22 protein-coding genes are annotated in these 20,621 nt (G+C 53.4%); 18 read left to right on the top strand and 4 right to left on the bottom strand.

Translation table 11 applies throughout. From position 1 onward, the window contains the following. Positions 1-10: 10 nt before the first annotated feature. The 12 genes from QT231_RS17190 to QT231_RS17135 all read left to right on the top strand — a co-directional run bounded on the left by QT231_RS17190 (position 11) and on the right by QT231_RS17135 (position 10,948). Positions 11-598, top strand: a complete 588-nt coding sequence (locus tag QT231_RS17190) for an O-methyltransferase (protein ID WP_308338062.1) — start codon at positions 11-13, stop codon at positions 596-598. Positions 599-671: 73 nt separating this feature from the next. Continuing rightward, positions 672-1,163: an arsinothricin resistance N-acetyltransferase ArsN1 family B gene (locus QT231_RS17185; protein ID WP_308338061.1), complete on the top strand. Its 492-nt coding sequence runs from the start codon at positions 672-674 to the stop codon at positions 1,161-1,163. A gap of 397 nt (positions 1,164-1,560) precedes the next feature. Then, the gene (locus QT231_RS17180; RefSeq protein WP_308338060.1) at positions 1,561-3,252 is read left to right on the top strand and encodes a methyl-accepting chemotaxis protein; all 1,692 of its coding nucleotides are present in this window, start codon (positions 1,561-1,563) and stop codon (positions 3,250-3,252) included. Positions 3,253-3,568: 316 nt separating this feature from the next. Further along, entirely contained in the window at positions 3,569-4,237 is a 669-nt protein-coding gene (locus QT231_RS17175) for a hypothetical protein (RefSeq protein ID WP_308338059.1), read from the top strand. A gap of 198 nt (positions 4,238-4,435) precedes the next feature. Beyond that, positions 4,436-5,473: a hypothetical protein gene (locus QT231_RS17170; RefSeq protein WP_308338058.1), complete on the top strand. Its 1,038-nt coding sequence runs from the start codon at positions 4,436-4,438 to the stop codon at positions 5,471-5,473. Positions 5,474-5,491: 18 nt separating this feature from the next. After that, complete coding sequence (locus QT231_RS17165; protein ID WP_308338057.1) at positions 5,492-6,289, top strand: M48 family metallopeptidase; 798 nt, start codon at positions 5,492-5,494, stop codon at positions 6,287-6,289. A 66-nt stretch (positions 6,290-6,355) separates the two neighbouring features. Then, the gene (locus tag QT231_RS17160; protein WP_308338056.1) at positions 6,356-7,561 is read left to right on the top strand and encodes a GGDEF domain-containing protein; all 1,206 of its coding nucleotides are present in this window, start codon (positions 6,356-6,358) and stop codon (positions 7,559-7,561) included. Positions 7,562-7,631: 70 nt separating this feature from the next. Continuing rightward, positions 7,632-8,033 (top strand): DUF2784 domain-containing protein, encoded by a 402-nt coding sequence (locus tag QT231_RS17155; protein ID WP_308338055.1) that lies wholly within the window; start codon positions 7,632-7,634, stop codon positions 8,031-8,033. Positions 8,034-8,201: 168 nt separating this feature from the next. Continuing rightward, complete coding sequence (locus tag QT231_RS17150; protein WP_308338054.1) at positions 8,202-8,408, top strand: ParD-like family protein; 207 nt, start codon at positions 8,202-8,204, stop codon at positions 8,406-8,408. Beyond that, on the top strand, positions 8,401-9,207 hold the full coding sequence (gene map / locus QT231_RS17145; RefSeq protein ID WP_308338053.1) for a type I methionyl aminopeptidase: 807 nt from the start codon (positions 8,401-8,403) through the stop codon (positions 9,205-9,207). The genes QT231_RS17150 and map overlap by 8 nt, the downstream gene beginning before the upstream one ends. Before the next feature lie 65 nt (positions 9,208-9,272). After that, positions 9,273-10,637, top strand: a complete 1,365-nt coding sequence (locus tag QT231_RS17140; protein WP_308338052.1) for a S8 family serine peptidase — start codon at positions 9,273-9,275, stop codon at positions 10,635-10,637. A gap of 71 nt (positions 10,638-10,708) precedes the next feature. Beyond that, a complete protein-coding gene (locus QT231_RS17135) occupies positions 10,709-10,948 on the top strand; it encodes a hypothetical protein (protein ID WP_308338051.1) in 240 nt (79 codons plus the stop codon). Between the two features lie 155 nt (positions 10,949-11,103). On the opposite strand, the gene QT231_RS17130 is transcribed toward QT231_RS17135, so the two are convergent. Together QT231_RS17130 and QT231_RS17125 are read right to left on the bottom strand one after the other, a co-directional pair. Continuing rightward, positions 11,104-11,241: a hypothetical protein gene (locus QT231_RS17130; protein WP_308338050.1), complete on the bottom strand. Its 138-nt coding sequence runs from the start codon at positions 11,239-11,241 to the stop codon at positions 11,104-11,106. 10 nt (positions 11,242-11,251) lie between these two features. Beyond that, positions 11,252-11,932 (bottom strand): aminotransferase class V-fold PLP-dependent enzyme, encoded by a 681-nt coding sequence (locus QT231_RS17125; RefSeq protein WP_308338049.1) that lies wholly within the window; start codon positions 11,930-11,932, stop codon positions 11,252-11,254. 295 nt (positions 11,933-12,227) lie between these two features. On the opposite strand from QT231_RS17125, the gene QT231_RS17120 reads away from it, so the two are divergent. The 4 genes from QT231_RS17120 to QT231_RS17105 are packed head-to-tail and all read left to right on the top strand — an operon-like array spanning position 12,228 to position 15,987. Beyond that, entirely contained in the window at positions 12,228-12,824 is a 597-nt protein-coding gene (locus tag QT231_RS17120) for a LemA family protein (RefSeq protein ID WP_308338048.1), read from the top strand. A gap of 18 nt (positions 12,825-12,842) precedes the next feature. Then, on the top strand, positions 12,843-14,804 hold the full coding sequence (locus QT231_RS17115) for a M48 family metallopeptidase (protein ID WP_308338047.1): 1,962 nt from the start codon (positions 12,843-12,845) through the stop codon (positions 14,802-14,804). Between the two features lie 2 nt (positions 14,805-14,806). Beyond that, complete coding sequence (locus QT231_RS17110; RefSeq protein ID WP_308338046.1) at positions 14,807-15,340, top strand: GrpB family protein; 534 nt, start codon at positions 14,807-14,809, stop codon at positions 15,338-15,340. Positions 15,341-15,351: 11 nt separating this feature from the next. Next, on the top strand, positions 15,352-15,987 hold the full coding sequence (locus QT231_RS17105) for a LysE family translocator (RefSeq protein WP_308338045.1): 636 nt from the start codon (positions 15,352-15,354) through the stop codon (positions 15,985-15,987). A gap of 68 nt (positions 15,988-16,055) precedes the next feature. Here the strand turns inward: QT231_RS17105 and QT231_RS17100 are convergent, their stop codons facing one another. Then, positions 16,056-16,757 (bottom strand): NAD(P)H-dependent oxidoreductase, encoded by a 702-nt coding sequence (locus tag QT231_RS17100; protein ID WP_308338044.1) that lies wholly within the window; start codon positions 16,755-16,757, stop codon positions 16,056-16,058. A gap of 119 nt (positions 16,758-16,876) precedes the next feature. Between QT231_RS17100 and QT231_RS17095 the strand changes: the two genes are divergently transcribed. Together QT231_RS17095 and QT231_RS17090 are read left to right on the top strand one after the other, a co-directional pair. Continuing rightward, on the top strand, positions 16,877-17,782 hold the full coding sequence (locus tag QT231_RS17095; RefSeq protein WP_308338043.1) for a LysR substrate-binding domain-containing protein: 906 nt from the start codon (positions 16,877-16,879) through the stop codon (positions 17,780-17,782). A 177-nt stretch (positions 17,783-17,959) separates the two neighbouring features. Then, positions 17,960-18,475, top strand: a complete 516-nt coding sequence (locus QT231_RS17090) for an MgtC/SapB family protein (protein WP_308338042.1) — start codon at positions 17,960-17,962, stop codon at positions 18,473-18,475. 108 nt (positions 18,476-18,583) lie between these two features. Here the strand turns inward: QT231_RS17090 and QT231_RS17085 are convergent, their stop codons facing one another. Next, entirely contained in the window at positions 18,584-20,506 is a 1,923-nt protein-coding gene (locus QT231_RS17085; protein ID WP_308338041.1) for a DNA topoisomerase III, read from the bottom strand. Between the last annotated feature and the right edge of the window lie 115 nt (positions 20,507-20,621).

The raw sequence follows: 20,621 nt of genomic DNA, 5'->3' as shown, positions 1-20,621 counted from the left end.
GGAGACAAACGTGAATGAAACCTTTCAAAAGCTGCTAACGGAACTTGAGCACTTTGGTCAGCAAAACGATGCTGCCATTTCTGAGCGCCCGCGACGAATGTTGAATATCACCCGTGATACGGGGGAGTTTCTCTCCGTGCTTGTTCAAGCAACCAACGCGCAACGAGTGCTGGAAATTGGCACTTCAAATGGGTACTCCACCTTATGGCTGGCTCAGGCGACACAGAGAATTGGCGGGCATGTTGTCACGGTTGAACTTTGCGAATTAAAGCTTGAGATGGCCGCGAGAAATTTTGAGCGCGCAGGCGTTGCTGATGTCATCACCCAGCATCGTGAGGAGGCGGGTACTCTGCTAGAGAGCCTGGACGATGCCTGTTTCGATCTGCTTTTTTTAGACTCAGAACGCCCTGATTACGCGCAGTGGTGGCCGAATATCCAGCGGGTGCTTCGCAAGGGCGGACTGCTTGTGGTGGATAACGCCACTTCCCACGCCGAGGAAATGGCTGATTTTATAGCGCAGGTATCGGCAGACACCAATTTCACCACCTGCACCGTACCCGTTGGCAAAGGCGAGTTTCTGGCAACAAAGGCACTCTAGCTGACCACTAAATCGGAGAGTGAATTTTGCTGCTCGATAAACTGAAACTGTCAGAATATAAACGGAATAAACCATGATCAGAGATGCCGTAGAGGGCGATTCGGACTCAATAGCGCACATTTATAATTTCTACATTGAAAATACCGCTATTTCATTTGAAGAAAAGCCCGTGTCTGGTTCAGTCATCCAGACCAGGGTTGAGAGTGTTCAGGGGCTCGGTTTACCTTGGTTGGTGGCAGTGGAAGATGATGCGGTGGTGGGCTACGCCTATGCGACTAAATGGAAGGAAAGAAGCGCCTATCGCTTTTCAGTCGAGGTCAGCGTCTACCTTTCCAACCAGGTGCGAGGCAGGGGCTTGGGAGCAAAACTGTATGACGCTATTTTTTCCAAGCTCAAAGAGAACGGCATTCATGCGGTGATCGGCGGTATCACGCTTCCCAACCCTGCAAGCGTTGCGTTGCATGAAAAAATGGGCATGAAAAAAGTGGCCCATTTTGAAAAGGTAGGGTTTAAGTTCGATCAATGGCACGACGTTGGTTATTGGCAGCTAAACTTGGATGCCTGATGGTCACTCAACACACTAAAGACAGCTTCGAAGATAAATTTCGGCAAAGTAATTGCTTTGGTTTTTCTTTGCAAGATTTGTCTTTGTTGTTATTTATATTAATACTTTAGTTTAATGGTCTATTGCTTGTTATCCTGGCTTAGCGCACCACTAGCTCGTTAAGTAATTGATTAGTTTAAAACCGAAACCCTCGGTACCAACTGAAAATTATATTAATAAATTAACATATATTAAAAATTAAAATTAATTTTTGTGACACCTAAATATCGGAATACTGCTGCCGATAATTTATAGCACTTACCTATAACACGTTCTTTGCTTGCTTGTTATGGAGTAAAACCTCCCTCATGGCTGGGTTCATTCGGTACCGATTGATCCTCTATAGTAAGAGTAGAAAATGCATAACCTATTGAAAAACCTAACCGTAAAGGCAAGCTTAACGGCTGTTCTAGGCTTGTTTACAGCCCTGATCCTTCTTGTCGCGGCATTGGGCTACAAATCCAGCACCCTGGGGGCGAGTTCGATAGATGAACTTAACCGTATTAACGTTGAGCAACTGGGTGCGCTTAACCGTGCGCAAGTCAATATCGCTGACACTCAGCTGTTTTTTCTTAATCATCTCGACGCATTGAATGAAGGGGAGCAGGCGCTGGCAGAAGCCTATCTCGAAAAAGCAGGCCAAATGCTGCAGAGAGCCCAGCAGCGTTTAGAAGCATTTGCAGCGATACCGAAGTCTGAGCAAGGAAAACCTTTTGCAGATGCGGTAGAAGCGGCTTTTACTCAACTTGTGGCCCGCGGTTTACAACCACAATATGAGGCATTATTGCGTAATAATGAAAGTGCATTTCGCGCGGCCAAGCGTGAAGGTGACCAGCTTAATCTAGCCTATATCCAGGCTAATGAAGACTTCTCCGACTATGCCAGCACACGTGGCCAAACTCTCATGGCCGATTACCATTCCATCATGACAACATCGGGTTATTTAGGAGTGGCTGCATTGCTTCTGGTTTTCCTTTGTGTCGTCTTCGTTCGAATGGGCATGATGCGGATTGTTATTCGTCCCATCGCGGAAGCCGTGCATCATTTTGAGCGCATTGCCCAAGGTGACTTATCGCATAAAATCGCAGAGCGGGGGCGAAACGAAATTGGCCAACTGTTCGCGGCTATGCGATATATGCAGGCAGGGCTTTCACAAACCGTCTCATCCGTGCGAGATAGCAGCGGTTCCATCCATATCGGTGCGAGAGAAATTTCCGGCGGCAACGCCGATCTTTCCTCGCGTACAGAGCAGCAGGCCGCTTCACTACAAGAGACGGCTGCCAGCATGGAACAGCTCACTGCAACCGTGAAGCAAAACTCAGACAATGCGCGCCAGGGCAGCACCCTAGCGAGTGATGCGTCTACAACGGCAGCGCGCGGTGGTGAAGCCGTCGGTCAAGTGGTTGCGACAATGCATGGCATCGCGGAGAGTTCTAAAAAGATTAGCGACATCATTGGTGTCATCGACTCAATTGCCTTTCAAACCAATATTCTGGCACTTAATGCGTCTGTTGAGGCTGCCCGTGCGGGCGAGCAAGGGCGAGGTTTTGCCGTCGTGGCGACTGAAGTGCGCAATTTGGCAAGTCGCAGTGCCGATGCGTCTAAGGAGATTAGAACATTAATTGAAACATCGGCGGGACAGGTGAAGCAGGGCTCTAACCTTGTGGAAGGGGCTGGCCGAACAATGGAAGAGATAATGGCTTCCGTGAAGCGTGTTGCCGATATTATGGATGAAATCTCCGCTGCCTCTTCGGAGCAAAGTGATGGTATCGAACAGGTCAATCAAGCCGTCTCGCAGATGGATGAGGTGACGCAGCAGAACGCAGCCCTGGTACAAGAAGCGGCTACAGCAGCCGCTTCACTCGAAGAGCAAGCAGCCCATCTTGAATCGGCTGTGGCGACCTTCAAATTGGCTGATGGCGAGAATCGTGTTGCTCTGCCAATCGCTAATTCTGCACCCAAGGCAGTTCCTTCTATAAAGCAGGCTAGGCCTGCAAGTGGCAGATCTCCCAGCGCCAAAGTAGCAGAGCTGGAGTGGGAGGAGTTTTGAATAGGCGTTTATTTTAGTAATAGGTTATTGTCTAATCGCGGTGTAAACCCGGCCAAAATGGCCGGGTTTTTGCTTTCTAAACATATTAGTCTCCCAAAGGAGGGTGTTCATGGCTTGGCCAGAAAGGTTATGTAAAACAAACGTGTTGTAACGCCAATTTTTTATGAATGAACCACTCCTACTTGAATTAAAAACTTTCCTCCATATTAACAACAGGTCAGACTACAGTCCGCTGAAGTTAATGCGTTATCTACTAAATTAGCGATATCAATGAAGCGAGAGGGTTGCACCAATGACAGGGACTAATAAACCATCAATGACAGCATTGCTGAGTGATAACCGCGTAAAGGTGATCTTGATTATCGCCGTTATTGCCGTGGTCTGGGCCGTTGTGGCGCACACCATTGCAGGGTCACGGCAAGACAGTATAGAAGCATTTGAAGCGCAGCTGGCAGAAACCGAGCGTGAGCATCAGCAGATTCAGGCGCAGATGTCTGAGGTAGAAGCCGCGGAGCTGGACTTGGCGACACTGCAGCAACAGAGGAGCAACCTGGAAGTGGAGCAAGCCGAAGCGGAAGCCGCACTTGCCTCAACGCGAGCCGACATTGCAAATGCTAAAGAAGATTTGACCGCTTTACGTGGCGAGCGTGAAACCCGCGAAGAAGAAGTGAGCACCCTCAACGAACAAATAGAAGACCGGGAGAGCACCCTGGAGGAGCTGAATAAGACATACGCCGAGGTAGAAAAAGACAAACAAGAGGCCGAAGCTGCCCGCAATGCCGCTCAACAGTCTCTGCAGGAAGCAGAAGATGCACGCAGGCAAGTTGAAGCAGACCTGGAAGCGTTAAACGCAGAGATTGAAGAGGCTAATAACCAGCTTGCCGCTGTTGATGAACAGGTAAATGAGTTAGAAGAGACGCGTGATGCGCTCAACATTGAAATCACCTCGCTCAGAGTGATGCGCGACGAAGCGCAAACGCCTTAACGATTTGCACACCTTAACGAACCCCATCTCGCAGCGAGCAATCTAGATGTATCTCCCCGCAACGGAGAGATTGTTGGCGATATCTATCGCTGCGCCAACAGATGACGACCGAATAAATGGTTCTGCATATGTTCGACGCCTTCCCTAAAGCTCTAGTAAGCTGCTCTTTACTTTCAGCAGTCGGGAGGATCGACCACCATGACGCACGCGACCATTCTGCAGCAAGGCACTATCCACTGTTTTCCCGCTGGGCTGCGCGATGAGTGCGGCAAGCTGGTAAATGCCGAAGTATCTGCCGTGCTTTTCGACGGCCAGCGGCTCATTTTGGCCAGCGATAAACCGGTGCCGGGGGAAGAGCATTCGGCAATGTTTGCCATGCCGATGACTGAACAAGGCCCGGATGACAGCCAGTTGGAGTACTTCACCACGCCGCTAATTAAACAGGCGGTTAAGTACGAAGATCTCTCCCTTACGGCGGATGGCCGCCACGTGCTGGCTACTACCGGCTTCGACCGTATCGACAACGAAAGCCATGACCTGAACGATTACAACCACCTATTGATTTGGCCGCTGGGTCACCCAGAACAGGTGCAAGTGGTCGACCCCGACCCTCGGGATGGCGTGGAAGGATCGCTAGAGCTTCGCACCAAGCTGGATCAAGCGATTGGTTTCCCGTACTACAAAATCGAAGGACTGGCCGCCATTCCTGGTGAGCGCGGCGATGGACTGCTGCTGTTTGGCATTCGTGAGCAGGGGCAGTCCCATGCTGATTTCAGCTATGTCAGCAGGATCGTCGGCGCGCATTACAAGATCAGCGAAAGTGGCAACCTGGTGTTTATCGACGAAATGCGTGAGCACTTTGCCTTCGACCCTTGTAGCCACTCAGCGGTGCGTTACGACTGTGGCCTATCGAGCCTGGAGTACGACCCCTACCATGGCCGTCTGTACTTGCTGAACAGCTTTGAAGTAGAAGAAGCCGGTGAAGAGCGCATTGGCGGGTATCTGTGGGAAGTGAGCTTGGGCGGTTTTCGGGAAGGGCGCGAGCCAACGCTGGTGACCACGCCTGCAGGCTTGCCGCTGGAGTTTGAACACAAAGCCGAAGGGCTCGCCGTGCTGGATCATGACCGCCTGTTCGTCGCCTACGATAACGATCGCCACCTTGGGTTGGGAAGCGTTGATGAACGCGACGAGCGTCACGCCTGCGAAGCGCCTTACACTCTACTGCACGTTTCTTAATCCAGGCGATACCATCCGATGCATCGGCGATCTCTGTTACCTCTTTTCCTCTTGGGGCTGCTGGCCTCTCTGACTGGCTGTGGGGAAACGCCCACCGGGCGCTCCCAATTGGCGTTAGTGCCGAACTCGTTAATGGCAGATATGGGGGAAGACGCCTTTAACCAGTTACGCGATAGCCAGCCGATTAACCTTGATGCGCAGGCGAATCAACTGGTGCAGTGTGTGGCTGAGAAAGTGGTGGCTGGCGCTGAGGCAAGCTACCCAGGGCTCGCTTTCCCCGAGCGCTGGGAAGTGGTGGTGTTTGAGGATGCTTCCCCCAATGCGTTTGCGCTGCCGGGTGGGCGCATTGGTGTGCATAGCGGCCTGCTGCGGGTGGCTGAAACCCCCGCCCAGCTAGCGGCGGTGATTGGGCACGAGGTTGGCCATGTGCTGGCGGATCATGGCAATGAGCGGCTTACCCAGCAGCTGGGTATTAAAGCCGTGTTCTTGGTGGTGGGGTTATTAGGGGAAGAGGAGTTTGGCAACCAGCAGTTAATGCAGGCCTTGGGTATCGGAGCCCAGTTGGGTATTAGCCTGCCTTTCAGCCGCACCCACGAAGAGGAGGCAGATTTGATGGGCCTTGAGATTATGGCCCGTGCGGGATTTGACCCGCAGCAAAGCGTGGCCCTGTGGCGCAACATGGCGGCTGTTGGCGGCGACCAGCCTCCAGAGTTTCTTTCTACCCACCCCGCTCATGAATCCCGCATCCGGGCATTACAGCAAGGGTTGGAAGAGACGACGGCCATTTATCGCACGGTTACCCCGGCAGAATGTTGAGGTGAGTGGTATTGCGTTGTTGATAAAATAACAAAAACGGCTTCGTGACGTCGGGAGTGTGGGGTTGTGCCATTACAGAAAAAACAGTATCAGGTGCATGGATTAACAGGGCAATTTTGCGACGCTAGCAGTGAGTTGATGTATCGGCGGAGTATCCAGGAAAGCGTGAGGCTTGAGTTCAACCTTGCCGTGAGCGTTGCGGCCTGTGTCTTTGGCATGTTCGCGATTTCGGATTACTACCTGCTGGGCCTTACCCGAGAGTTCTATCTGCTGCTTGCCATGCGAATAGTGGTGGTGAGTGTATGCCTACTGGTGGCGTTCGTGGTGCGGCACTGGGGTGGCAACGATTACCGAGCTTGGTTGCACGCTTTGCCACTCTGGGTATTTGCCACGGGCATTATATTGATTGTCCCCCTACGACCCGACAGCCTCCCCACTCAAATCACCGCGGTGGTGGTCGCTACCATGGCGTTTTATCTTCTTATTCCCAATCTGTTAGTAGTAGTGACAGCTGCCAGCCTCTATTTAAATATTGGCTTTTTAGTGGCTGCGGTGCTGTTCGCTGGGCTTGCCCCGATAGCGACACTGCTGGTCGCACTTTTGCTGATTATGGGCAACGTTGTAGGTTTTTTTTCCCTGCTGCGCCTGGAAAGCCTGCAGCGCAAGCAGTATGCAATGCTTCATGAAGAGCGTGAGCATAACCACCAATTATACAAAGAAATCGCACATCGAAAGTCACTGGAGGAGCAATTGAGGGTGGCCGCTGAGCGCGATGCGCTGACCAGCCTGAATAATCGCGGCCACTTCATAAAACTGGCTAAAGACCTGCTGCAGCGCTCGCAAACCCACAAGGAACCGTTCAGCCTGTTTATGATCGATGTGGATCACTTCAAGCAAATTAACGACACCTGGGGGCATAGCCATGGGGATTGGGTGCTGACCAAGATTGCCGAAGTCTGCGCAGAATCTCTGCGCCCAACGGATGTGATCGGACGTTTCGGTGGTGAAGAGTTTGTCGTCGCGCTGCCAGACACCAGCCCAAGCGATGCGCAGCTGGTCGCAGAGCGTTTGAAAAAGAAGGTGGCTGAGCTTTCGTTAGCAGAGGTGATGGGCAAGCTCCGCCCAAGCGTCACTGTTGGTGTGGTGGCCACAAATTCAGATGAGACCGATCTGGAGTCTTTGATTAAACGAGCGGATGAGATGCTTTATGTTGGCAAGCGTGGGGGAAGGAACCAAGTCGTCGTTTGCCGCGATGGAGTCGAAGAGGGATAACGCGAAAGAATCGGAGTGGTTATTTTGCTGTCATAGCCCTACCAAGCTTCGACAGTAGGTGCGCTCTGCTATGCCTTCCACGCTATTACTCCTCCTTGCCGACGTTATTCTCATTCTCCACGTGCTGTTTGTGGCCTTTGTGGTACTCGGCTTATTCGCAGTGTACGCAGGCTATTTCCTGAACTGGCAGTGGGTGCGTAATCGGGTTTTTCGTATCGTGCACCTATGCGCCATTGGCTATGTGGTTATTCAAGCTTGGTTAGGCGCGGTGTGCCCGTTAACCATCTGGGAAATGGCGCTAAGGGCAGAGGCGGGCGCCGCCACCTATTCAGGCTCGTTTATTCAGCACTGGCTGCATAGCCTGCTCTATTTCACTCTGCCGGAGTGGGTGTTTGTGGTGGTTTACACGCTATTCGGTAGTTTGGTGTTGGCCAGTTGGTTTGCTGTACGGCCAAATGCTCGTTTTCGTTAGTGTTTTTCAGACCCCGGTTTTTCAGACCTCGGTTTTTTCGAACTCGGCTAGCCAAGGCTCTGCATAGGTGGGGTGCCCTGCGCTAGTGACAGGTAAGCTTGTCGCTCCATTTTTGGCGGTATATGATTCGTATGCGGTTTATATGCATTCCATATATTAGGTGGTGTGATGGGTATCGTTAAGATCAATGACCAACTGCACGAGGATATTCGCAAGGCAAGCACTGTCATGGTGCGCTCAATCAATGCCCAGGCAGAGTACTGGATCAAGGTGGGTATGCTTGCCGAGGCCAATCCAGGCATGACCTTCTCTGACATTATGCGTGAGCAAATGAAGCAAGCCGACGTGGATGTCAGGAAGGTTGCCAGTGCCTAACGTTATCCTGAAAAGTGAAGAGGAACTGAGCGTGATGCGTGAGGCCGGGCGATTACTCGCCTTGGTTTTCAGTTATCTCGATAAGCGAATAGTGCCCGGCGTATCCACTATGGATATCAATAATTGGGCCGAGCGCTATATCGTTGATGACTTGCAGGCACGCCCGGCCAGTAAGGGGCAATACGATTACCAGTACGTGTTGAATGCATCAGTTAATCACGTGGTGTGTCACGGGGTTCCATCTGAAACGCGAACGCTTAAATCAGGCGATATTGTTAATGTCGATATTACCCTGGAAAAAGACGGCTTTATTGCTGACTCCAGCAAGATGTACCTGATCGGCGATGTCACGCCCTATGCAAAGCGGCTGGTGGATAAAACCTACGAGGCCCTATGGCAAGGAATATACGCGGTCAAACCCGGTGCCACGTTGGGGGATGTGGGTTATGCCATCCAGCAACATGCTGAAAAGCATGGTTACTCTGTTGTGCGGGAGTATTGCGGCCATGGAATAGGCCGGGAAATGCATGAAGAGCCCCAGGTACTGCATTACGGAAAGAAAGGCAGAGGCTTGGTTTTACAAGAAGGAATGGTGTTTACCATCGAGCCCATGATTAATCAGGGCAAAGCCAAAATTAAAACCAAACGAGATGGTTGGACGGTGGTAACCAGCGACAAGAAATTGTCTGCTCAGTGGGAGCATACGGTTGCGGTCACATCCAGCGGTTTTGAAGTGCTCACACTTAGGGATGAAGAGCTTAGTTACTCTGGATTGAATCAATCTGGCGAAGATCATTAGGTGCGTTAAGCTGAAAGCAGCAGTATTTCAATATTTCTGTCCAGCCAAACGAAAAGGGATCTACGATGGCTAAAACACCTAAAGGTAATGGCAGCGGTAGCAAGTCGCCTGGCCTGAGCGGTTCACTTAACTCGGTTTCCTGCAGCACCGAGAAACTCCTGCTGGCAGCGCTGGAGCGTGGCGGTAGCTGCCTTGAAACGGGGCGCTTTCTTATCAGCTACCGTGAGGGAAGAGTAGAAGAGGGCATCCAGGCGCTAAAGGCTCAGAACTTTCGGGTGGCCGATGCCCGAGACTTCACCGATCAGGCCGTCAGCCTGGAAGACACTGGGGATGCTGAGGCGTTGGTGTTCCCGGAGCTGGGTGTCGCGCTGGTTGGCGGTGACGCCTTAGAGCAGCACGGGATGAGTGTTTTTGACAAGATTTCAGCGGAAAGCCCGATAGAAATTATTGAGCCCGAGTATTTTGCGTTTTCTGAAAGCTCTGATTTTAAAAATCCTGATGCTAAAAACTCTGATTCTAGAAATGCCGACTACCTGCGGGGCTTTTTGCGCGCAGCGAGTACTATCGCACGCGACCTCGGTGTTGAACTTGATAGTGACGAGCGCGAAGAATCGCGTGAGACGGAAGCGCCTGAGGTGACTTGGGGGCTGGCTCAGTGCAAGGTGCCGCAAAGCCGTTGGAGTGGCGCTGGCATTAAAGTTGCCGTGCTGGATACCGGGATGGATCTTGGTCATCCGGATTTCGCTGGCAGGGAGTTTGTTACCCGCTCCTTCGTCGAGGAGCCGGTTCAGGATATCAACGGGCACGGCACGCACTGTATCGGCACGGCCTGTGGGCCCCAAACCCCCGGCGGCAACACGCCCCGATACGGGGTCGCGTACGAAGCTCAGGTCTTCGTCGGCAAGGTACTGACCAACTCGGGCAGCAGTACCGGGGCGGGTGTGCTCGCTGGCCTGAACTGGGCCATCGCCAACCGGTGCGAAGTGATCTCTATGTCCCTTGGCAGCCAGAGCCCCGTGCAGGCCGCTTACACCCATGCAGGTGAAGCCGCTCTGCGGAATGGGTGCCTCGTTATCGCTGCGTCGGGCAATGCAGCAACCATTACAGGGGCACCTGCCAACTCGCCTACTGTGATGTCGGTGGCGTCCCTAGACCCGAACCTGAAGCCCTCCAACTTTTCCAATCATGGCAAGATTGAGATTGCCGCGCCTGGGCGCGATATCTTTTCTTCCTGGCCCCGGCCCACTCGCCATAAAACGATCAGTGGCACCAGCATGGCGGCGCCACACGTGGCAGGCTGCGCGGCTCTGTGGGCACAATCAGATGCTTCATTGCGTGGAGTGAAGCTGTGGGAGCAGTTGGTGGCTTCGGTGCAAGAGCTGCCATCACCGGAATCCGGCGTGGGAGCAGGGTTGGTGCAAGCCCCCTGAGGTTGGACGACGCGCGCTGGGCAGGCGCTCCTTTCAGGCCGCCCAGTGCACTTACTATGGAGACATGCCAGATGCCAACGGTAGCGCTATGGTTGATCACTATTTCCAGCGACCAACCGATAAACGAAATGGCCACGCGCCTAAGCGCTGAAGGATTAACCATCCAGGAGGTGTTGGAGGAGATCGGCTGTATTACCGGCTCGGCAGACGATGCCACGGCGGAACGGCTGAGAAAGGTCAAAGGCGTAGTGGATATAGCGCCTGATATGCAGATCGATATGGGGCCACCGGGCGCGGATGAGACTTGGTAAGCTCATTAAGCATTTAGCTTGGCATGATGCGAATGATGCTCTCAGTGGATACGTAACAAGACAACCTTACCAATCCCGCCCTGCCATCGGTAAGCGCGCATTCGAAGCGAGCTGGCCAGTGGGGTATTTACTACGGCTACTTATCTCTTCCATGTTTATAAAGCATCTAGCACATCAAAGTGATCGCAGTTAGACATATCCACTAGTTCGACTTGGACATTGTTAGCCTTCAATGCAGCGATGAAATCGTGGGCCTGCTGGCGATAGGAGAGCTTCAGTGGTGTTTCAGTCATAACGTACCCTTTAGGTAACCGCGTCACACACGTGAAACTGTGGATCTTGGTACTCGCCGCTTTCCATTACCTCGCGGAAGTGCTGGGCTGCCAGCCAAACATCTTCAAAGCTAAGATACAGCGGGGTAAAACCAAAGCGCATTAGGCCGGGCTCTCGGTAGTCGCCGATTACGCCACGGGCAATCAACGCCTGAACGATAGCGTAGCCGTTTTGGCTGTCCACAAGTGATACCTGGCTGCCGCGTTCGCTGGCTGCTGGGGTTATATCGTCAATATTATGAGCAGTGAAAATATCGCTCAAACACTCTCGGAACAGGTTGCTCATTGCCAGGCTTTTTTCTCGCAGCGCTTGCATATCCACTTCGCTCCATAGGGCGAGCGAGGCTTCCAAGGCGGTGTAGGCTAATGCCGAATGTGTGCCAGTACGAAAGCGGGAAATATCGCCCGCTGGGGTGTAATCAGCTTCAAAAGCGAAGGGCGATGCATGGCCGTGCCAGCCAGAGAGCGGTTGCCATCCCTTGTTTTGGTAATTGCTATGCACGTATAAGAAAGCTGGCGCGCCGGGGCCGCCGTTTAGGTATTTGTAAGTACAGCCCACCGCATAGCGAGCGCCGCAGCCGTTAAGGTCGATAGGCAGTGAACCTGCAGAATGGGCCAAATCCCAAATGACTTCCGCGCCGTGTTCGTGCACCAGTTATTGACGTGTGGGCTGGTTTCTTTAAAGCTTTATCTAATAGACTGTTTTGTCCGTTAAAGCTGTTCTGGTTCTAGTCTGCTATGCCAACGCCGTTTTTTTCAAGGAGTGGAAGCGAAAGCACTTTTTTTGTAAAGCTAACGTCATTAGTGGTTGGCAGTAAGCTTGCAAAGTGACGTATTAACGTCCGATATTGAACTTGTTGGCTACTTTTTCACTGGCTAGCTTCTCGCCATCTAGCTTGCCATAAACCGGCTTTTTTACTGACGAATGCCTGCTATAAGGAAGAACCATGCTGCTCACTCTTATCATCATCGTGGCGATCATCGCCGTTGTTGTCTTTTACGTCATCGGTGTCTACAACCGTCTTGTATCGTTGAAAAATCGCTTTGAGAACGCCTTTGCCCAGATTGAAGTGCAACTTAAACGGCGGCATGACCTGATTCCTAACCTTGTCGAAACTGCTAAAGGCTATCTCAGTCATGAGCGGGAGACGCTGCAGTTGGTAATTGAGGCGCGTAATACCGCCGCCGCTGGGCTAAAAGCGGCCGCGGCAAACCCCGGCAGTGCCAAAGCGATGGCAGACCTGGGTGGCGCAGAGGGTGCGCTGACACAGGCGATGGGGCGGCTTAACGTGGTCATGGAAGCCTACCCAGATTTAAAAGCCTCGCAAAATATGCAGCAATTGTCAGAAGAGCTAACCAGCACTGAAAACAAGGTGGCCTTTGCGCGGCAGTCATATAATGATGCGGTGATGCAATACAACACCTATCGGCAGAGCTTCCCCCCGGTAGCAGTGGCTGGCATGTTCGGCCACGGTCAGGATGCTTCTTTGTTAGAGTTTGAAGACAGCGCCCAGATTCAAGTGGCGCCGAAGGTGTCGTTCTAAGCTCAGGGAAAACGCGACATGGATTTTTTTACCGCGCAGGATAACGCTCGGCGTAAAACCGGGCGTCTGGTTGTCTTGATGGTACTGGCAGTACTCGCCCTGATTGTTGTTACGACGCTGGCGATTGCCATAGCCCTTCATCTGATGGGGGAGCAATCCGCGACACAAACCAACCTTCCTACTCCGGGGTTGTGGTCGGCTCTCTCGATTGAACTGGTCATTGGCGTTGCGATTGCGGTGCTGGCTGTCGTGGTGTTGGGTGGACTATTCAAACGCAGTCAACTAAAGCGTGGTGGCCGGGTAGTGGCAGAAGCCCTGGGTGGCCGCGAAATTAATCTTAATACCCGCGATGCTGATGAGCGGCGCATTCTCAATGTGGTTGAAGAGATGGCGATTGCCTCTGGAACGCCAGTGCCCTCCGTTTATGTGCTGGAGGAGGAGAGCATCAATGCCTTCGCAGCCGGTTATCAAACCAATGATGCCGTGATCGGGATTACCCGTGGCACGATCCGTCACCTGACGCGGGATGAGCTGCAGGGCGTTGTAGCCCACGAGTTTAGCCATATTCTGCATGGCGACATGCGGCTGAATATGCGCCTGATCAGCATACTGCATGGCATCCTCATCATTGGATTATTGGGCGGTACATTGCTACGCAGTATGCGCTTTCGGCGGGTCGGCGGTGGAAAGCGCGACAACTCAGGCGCTGTTGTTTTAGCGCTGGGGGCGGTACTCATGCTGATCGGCTACGCGGGTACCTTTTTTGGCAATTTGATCAAATCGGCAGTCAGCCGGCAGCGTGAATACTTGGCGGATGCCTCTGCGGTGCAATTTACCCGCAACCCTCAGGGGATTGGCAACGCGTTGGTTAAAATCGGCTCGCACTCCCAGGGCTCTTACCTGCAAGCGACACAGGCAGCGGAATTTAGCCACCTGTTCTTCGGTCAAGGCGTGCGGCTGGGGTTTAGCCAAATGATGGCCACCCATCCACCAATTAAAGACCGTATCAAGCGGGTCATGCCCGATTGGGATGGCCGTTTCGACGCCACTTTGCCCACTCAGCAAGCCGAGAGTGACGCACCAGAACCAGAGTACGACGATGTGCGGCCAGGAACTGAACCGGGAGCAATGGCGGCTGTGTTAACCGGAGTCTCTGCACAAACGGCCATTAACACCATGGGCCAGCCGGATCAGCGCCATCTTGCCCAAGCTAGAGCGACGCTAGATGCGCTGCCTGAGCGGATAAAAACTGCCGCCCATGAGCCCTATGCCGCCCGTGCTTTGGTCTATTCGCTACTGCTCAGCCAGGATAAGACAATGCGTAAGCAACAGCTCAAGGCGTTGCAGCAAGTTGCATTGCCAGATGTTTATCGTGCGCTGATGGAGTATGGCCCTGAAATGCTGCGGCTAGATGTACAGTTACGCTTGCCACTGATTGATTTGGTGCTGCCGGCGTTACGGTCGCTCTCGATGGAGCAGGCCCAGCACTTTCGCCTCTGTATGGAACGGCTGATCGAGGCGGATGGCCAGGTCACTCTGTTTGAGTGGACGCTATATCAGCTGTTGTTGAGTAACTTAGGCCAGCATGGCAGTGGGCCCGCTAACCTTAAGTTAAACGATCTGCAGCGGGAGTGTCAGCTGCTACTGACGGTGCTGGCCACTGCGGGGCAGGATGACTCAGTTGAGGTAGGCGCCGCGCTTAACGCAGCTGAGCGTGGGCTGCCGTTCTCATTAACGGCCACTGACGATATAAGTGATATGCGTGCGCTTAGTCTGGCAGTTGAGCGTTTGCGGCGCTTAAAGCCTTTGCATAAGCCTGCCCTGTTGCAGGCAATGGCGCGCTGTATTGAGCATAGCGGACGCATTCTGCCTGCCGAAGCCGAGCTGTTTCGCGCGATGGCAGATATTCTCGATTGCCCCATGCCGCCACTGTTATCAGATGAGGCATCGGCAACAATTTGCGATACAGTAAAGCCTTAGCCATGGATGAAACGGAATCCTTAAGTCGAGCGATCCATGAAGAGGTCGCGCTATTTCCATATGATCCGGCTTGGCCAATGCTATTTGAGCAGGAGCGAGGGAGGCTGTTAGATTTATTTCCTGGTGAGTTTTTAGCCATTGAACATATCGGAAGTACCGCTGTTCCTGGTCTATCGGCCAAGCCGATCATCGATATCCTGGCCGGCGTTGACTCAATATCCCGGGCCGATGAGTTATTGGAGCCGTTGTGCCGGGCTAAATATGCCACATCCATGGAGTACAACGCTTCTTTGGTGGGGCGGCGCTGGTTAATGCGATGGGCAGAGGGGCGTAGGACGCATCATCTGCATCTTATGGTGTATGGCAGCGAGGAGTGGCACCGTAGGCTGACTTTTCGCAATAAACTGCGTGTTGATACTAAACTGGCGCAACGGTATGAGAGAAAGAAGCATCTGTGGGCAAAAGAGTTTCCGTCAGACCGAGAAGCCTACACGGCTGCGAAGGGGGATTTTATTAACGAGGCACTAAGTAATTAAGGAAAACAACAGTGTTTGACTACTCGCTATTACATTGGATGACATTTCTTTCCGCGGCGGTGCTTCTGAATCTTTCGCCAGGGCCGGATATTGCCTACATCCTGGGGCAAACATTACGTAGTGGGCGTCGGCAAGGGTTTGCCGCTATGTTTGGGATTTGGACAGGAGCGGCGCTGCATGTAGCGATGGCCGCGGTTGGTCTTTCGGCTATTCTGGCTACCTCCGCATTGGCATTTTCGATTGTTAAATGGGTAGGGGCGGCCTATCTGATATGGCTGGGCGTTAAAATGCTGCTCTCACGGGGCGATCAATTTATTGCAGCAGAAAAGCAGAGCCCCAAGCGGCTATCCTCGGTTTATTGGCAGGGCATGCTGGTGTCCGCGCTAAACCCCAAAGTGGCCGTATTCTTCCTGGCATTTTTGCCACAATTTATCGTGGAAGGCGCAGGCCCTGCCGAAGCTCAACTTTTATTGCATGGCAGCTTGATTATCGCGGTTGCCGCGGTGATAGAGCCCCCTTTGGTACTGGCTGGAGCTAAGCTGGGTGCTTTTCTGAAGAGCAAGCCCCGCGTTGGTTTATGGATGGATAGAAGCCTAGGCGCTCTGTTTGTGGCTTTAGGTGCGCGACTGGCGACTAGCGCTAAATAGTTGTGAAAGGTACGGATATCCTTCATTAGCGATCTCCGTACTTGTGGTGCTGGTTGTTCACTTAGCGTTTAGGCTGGCTCAGATATTGGAGCCTCCTGGAATGCCACCTGCAGTTCATCAATCAGAGCTTTAACTTGACTGACCGCCTCGACAACGGATGCGGCCAGTAGCTCACCACCTACTTCCTGGCCTTCGATAGCAATGTAGTGAAGGCGGGTAATACCCATAAATCCTAGTGCTGTGGCCAAGTGTGGTTCCAGATGGTTCATATGGGCCATTTCTTCGCCAGGCGACATATTTACGCCGCCTCTGGCTGCGAGCACAACGGCATGCCTTTCTCGGTCTATGAGCTTGGGTACGTAAGGGTCTATCGGGTTGGAGTCATCGAACTCCACTGTTCTGCCGGCCCGAACCACTTGATCAATCCATGCTTTAAGGGCGGCTGGCATGCCAAAGTTATATAGTGGCGTGCCGATCACCACAATATCAGCGGCAATTAACTCATCAACCAATTGATCGCTTTCTGCTAGCGCCTCCTTCATCCAGGGTTCAAGCCGTTCTTCGGGGGTAAAGGCAGACGCAATCCAGTCGTGGTTGATGATCGATGGCGGGTTTTGCCCTATGTCGCGATAGGTGACCGTATCTTGCGGGCGGCCTGATTGCCACTGACTGACAAACTGATAGGTTAGATGGCGGCTATGTGAGCCGTGGTTATCTGTTCCAGCAATGCCGGGTCGGGCACTAGCGTCTATATGCAGAATATGTGTCATGGTAGCCTCCTAATCTGAGTTGAACTCATCTATGATTAACAACAGGCTTAGCTTAGTCCGAGCCTTTCAGCCTAAACAAACGATCTTTTCTTGCAGCAATAGATGAGTAAATCTCATTCATGAACCATCGCCGATTACCCTCTCTTTCATCGCTTCGCGCTTTTGAAGCGGCTGCCCGGCATGAGAGCGCCAAGCAGGCTGCACAGGAGCTGTCGGTGACTGCCACGGCCATTAGTCACCAAATCCGAGGACTCGAAGAGGCGCTGGGCGTTTCGCTGTTTTTGCGTAAACCTCGTCAACTGGAGCTGACACCTCAAGGCCGCGAGCTGCAGCAGGTGTTGGAAACTGCCTTTGATAGCATCAGCAGTGTCGTCGAGCGACTGAGCGCTGTGCCTACTCGCCAAACCGTCACGCTTTCTACAACGCCGGCTGTCGCGGTGCGCTGGCTGCTGCCCTGGGTGTGTATGCTGCGCGATTCCCATCCCGATATTGATCTGCGTATTCATGCTTCGCATGAGTCGGTTCCGCTGGATGGGGTAACGGCAGACATCGCCATTCGTTATGGCGATGGCCGGTGGCCCGGGTTGGTAGCGGAGAAACTCTTTGATAACACCTTTATCCCGACCTGTAGCCCACACCTTGGTTTGCGTGAGGTAACGCAGCTACCATCGCATTCATTGATTCACTTCAGCAGTCAGGGGGCCATATCATCACCAATGGATTGGGCTACGTGGCAGAAAAAGGCCGAGGTGCCTGGGCTGGACGTAAGGGCCGGGCTGGTATTTTCCGACGAAACCCACGCTATTTCTGCCGCCGTAGGCGAACAGGGCGTAGCGCTGATGAGTCGTCAGTTGATTATGGATGAGTTGGAGGAGGGGCGCTTGGTGCAACCTTTCGGCCCGGAGCTTGAAGGTAAGCCGTTCTTTCTTGTTTATCCTGAACGCCGACAGTATGAAACGACGATCCAGGCTATCCGTGATTGGGTGTTGGCGGTGCCGGGAGGGCTATGTACGTTGACGAGTTGAAAACTGGGATTTTTATACCGTTATCTTGCGAACTTTAATAACGAGCTACTCTCTTGCTGACCTGGTTAACGGGGCCTCTGCTGCATGACTGGTGTTCGCCTTACTGCAAGAGAGTAATGCTGTTTCTCGACTCATGGTATTTAAGGGCTGTCGGTTTGGCAGTCATAGGAACGAACGATGGAAGTTATTATTAATACTGTAATATCCGAATTTTCGGATTTTAATGATCTGAGTGAATTCGTCATTGTGGTGGTTCGGTTGCTGTTGGCGGCTGTTCTGGGCGGTCTATTGGGGCTCGAGCGAGAGCAGAGGGGCAAGGCCGCTGGAATACGCACCCATATGCTGGTTTGCATGGGGTCTGCTGTCTTTATATTTATCCCTCAGCAAACGGGTATTTCTGATTCAGAGATGAGCCGGGTCATCCAAGGCGTTATTGCTGGCATCGGTTTTCTGTGTGCCGGCACTATCATCACCCGTAAAGATGAAAAAGGTACGTCAGGGCTTACCACGGCGGCAGGGGTTTGGTTGACGGCGGGGATTGGCATAGCCGTAGGCCTAGGACGCGAGCAGACGGCAGTTCTGTGTACGCTGCTGGCCTGGATGGTGCTTTATGTGGTGCCTTTCTTTTCCGATTCAATCAGCAAGAAAAAGTCCTCGTATTTGAGCGATGACGAAGATAATACTGATATTTGAAGAGAGCCGAATGCAAAACCTAGAGGGCATGAATGAACAGAGAGTTAAGGCCTCTGGCAGGGCCCCGCCTTTTTTTAGTCTGGCAACTACATCCAGACGGTATAATTATTATTTGTTGGAAGCCTTCTTTCTTCCACTGGGGCTTTTCCTTCTCGCATAGCTCTTTCTCGGCTTACCCGTGCGTTTCGGCGGGCTACCGGCCTCTCCCTGGGCGCTCTGCAGGCTCTGCCTGAGCTTTCCTGCATCGCTGTGGGTGAGTAATCCGCGCAGATCATCCAGCAGCGCCTGCTGAAAGGCGCCGGGGTCGTCCTGCTGTTCGGCAATCGCCCGCAGGCGCTGTTCCCATAGCGCGGTGCGTTCAGGCGTGCTCACGGCGCTGGGCAGGGCGGCGATCAGGGCGCTTCCCAGTTTGGTGGCGCGCAGGGCTTTTTGCTGGCGCACTAGATAGCCGCGCTGAACCAGGGTTTCGATAATGCCTGCGCGGGTGGCTTCGGTGCCCAGCCCATCGGTGTCGCGCAGGGTGCGGCGTACCTCTGGGTCGTCCACGTAGCGGCCGATGTTCATCATCGCCTTGATCAGGCTGGCGTCAGTGAAGGGTTCCGGCGGTCGGGTCTCTTTCTCTTCCACGCCTGCGCTTAACGCTTGGCAGGCTTCGCCTTGGGTAAGTGGCGGCAGCGGTGGGGTTTCATCGCGGGTAGTAAAAAGCGGTTTCCAGCCGGGGTCGAGAATGCTCTGGCCACGGGCGCGGAAGGCTTCATTAAGCAGGGTAAACTCGGCTTTTACCTCAAAAGTGCGCAGTGGGCGATAGAACTGCGCCATTACGTTGCGCACGATCAGCCGAAATACGTGGCCCTCGGTGTCGGAAAGCTGACCAAAATCGGCAGGTTTGCCGGTGGGCGCAATGGCGTGGTGGGCACCGACCTGCTTATCGTTCCACGCCTTGGAGCGCAGGGTAAAGTCTGCGCCATTGAGCCACTGTTGTAGCGTCTTATCGTTTTGACAGGCTCCGGTGAGGCTACGCTGGGCAAGCTGTAGATGCTCTTCGGGCAGGTAACGGCAGTCGGAACGCGGGTAGGTAATCAGCTTGTGCCGCTCGTAAAGCCGTTGGCAAATATCCAGCACCATCTGCGCCGAAAGCCCGTGGCGGCGGGCGGCGTCTACCTGAAGTGCAGAGAGCGAGTAGGGCAGCGGCGGGGCCTGGCGTTTCTCCTGCTGGTCGAGCTTGGTCAGTTGCCCGGAAGCGCCGGGTAATTGAGCCGCTAAAGCATCAGCCGGGGTGCGGTCAATTAAGCGGCCTTGGTCATCTAATGGTTGGTGCTCTTTGGGCGCCCACCAGGCGCGTAATTGGCCTTGGGCAACCTTTAAGTCGACCCATAGCGGATAAAACGGGTGGGGCACGAAATCGCGAATAGCGTTGTCGCGGCGCACGATTAAACCCAGTACCGGGGTTTGCACGCGGCCAACTGAAAGCACGCCGTCGTGGCCTGCCTGACGGCCAGTGAGCGTCCAGGCGCGGGTTAGATTAATGCCATACAGCCAGTCGGCCCGGGAGCGGGCCTGGGCTGCCTTAAACAGTGGCTGGTAGTCAGTGTTGGAGCGCAGCTTGGCCAGCGCGCGGCTTACTGCAGGCTTGTTGAGATCGCTGATCAGCAGCCGCTGCACCGGGCCGCGATACTTCATGTACTCGATCACTTCCTGCACCAGCAGTTGGCCTTCGCGGTCAGGGTCTCCCGCGTGAACCACATCAGTGGCCTGTTTGATCAGCTTGCGAATCACCGCAAGTTGGCCACGCGCCTTGGGGCGAGGCATCAGCTTCCACTGTTGCGGCACGATGGGGAGCCGGTCAAGCCGCCACTGTTTATCGGCGGGGTCGTAGGCTTCCGGTGGCGCTTGCTCTAACAGGTGCCCCAGGCACCAGGTGACCGTGGTGTCGCCACATAGCACCGCGCCCTCCTGGCGTTTGCTAGTGCCCGGTAACGCCTCGGCAATGGCTTGGGCGAGGCTGGGTTTTTCGGCAATTATCAGGCGCATAGCAGCGAAGCCTTCATCGTATCCTTTAATGGCGCCTATGGTAGCAGAGACATTGAATCTATATAGAGCAAGGCATCGCAGCGGGATGTATAGTGATGCTAAATATTTCCAAAAT

The organism is Halomonas sp. SpR1 (assembly GCF_031010175.1).
GTDB lineage: Bacteria > Pseudomonadota > Gammaproteobacteria > Pseudomonadales > Halomonadaceae > Vreelandella.
This window is presented reverse-complemented; position numbering and strand designations above follow the sequence as displayed.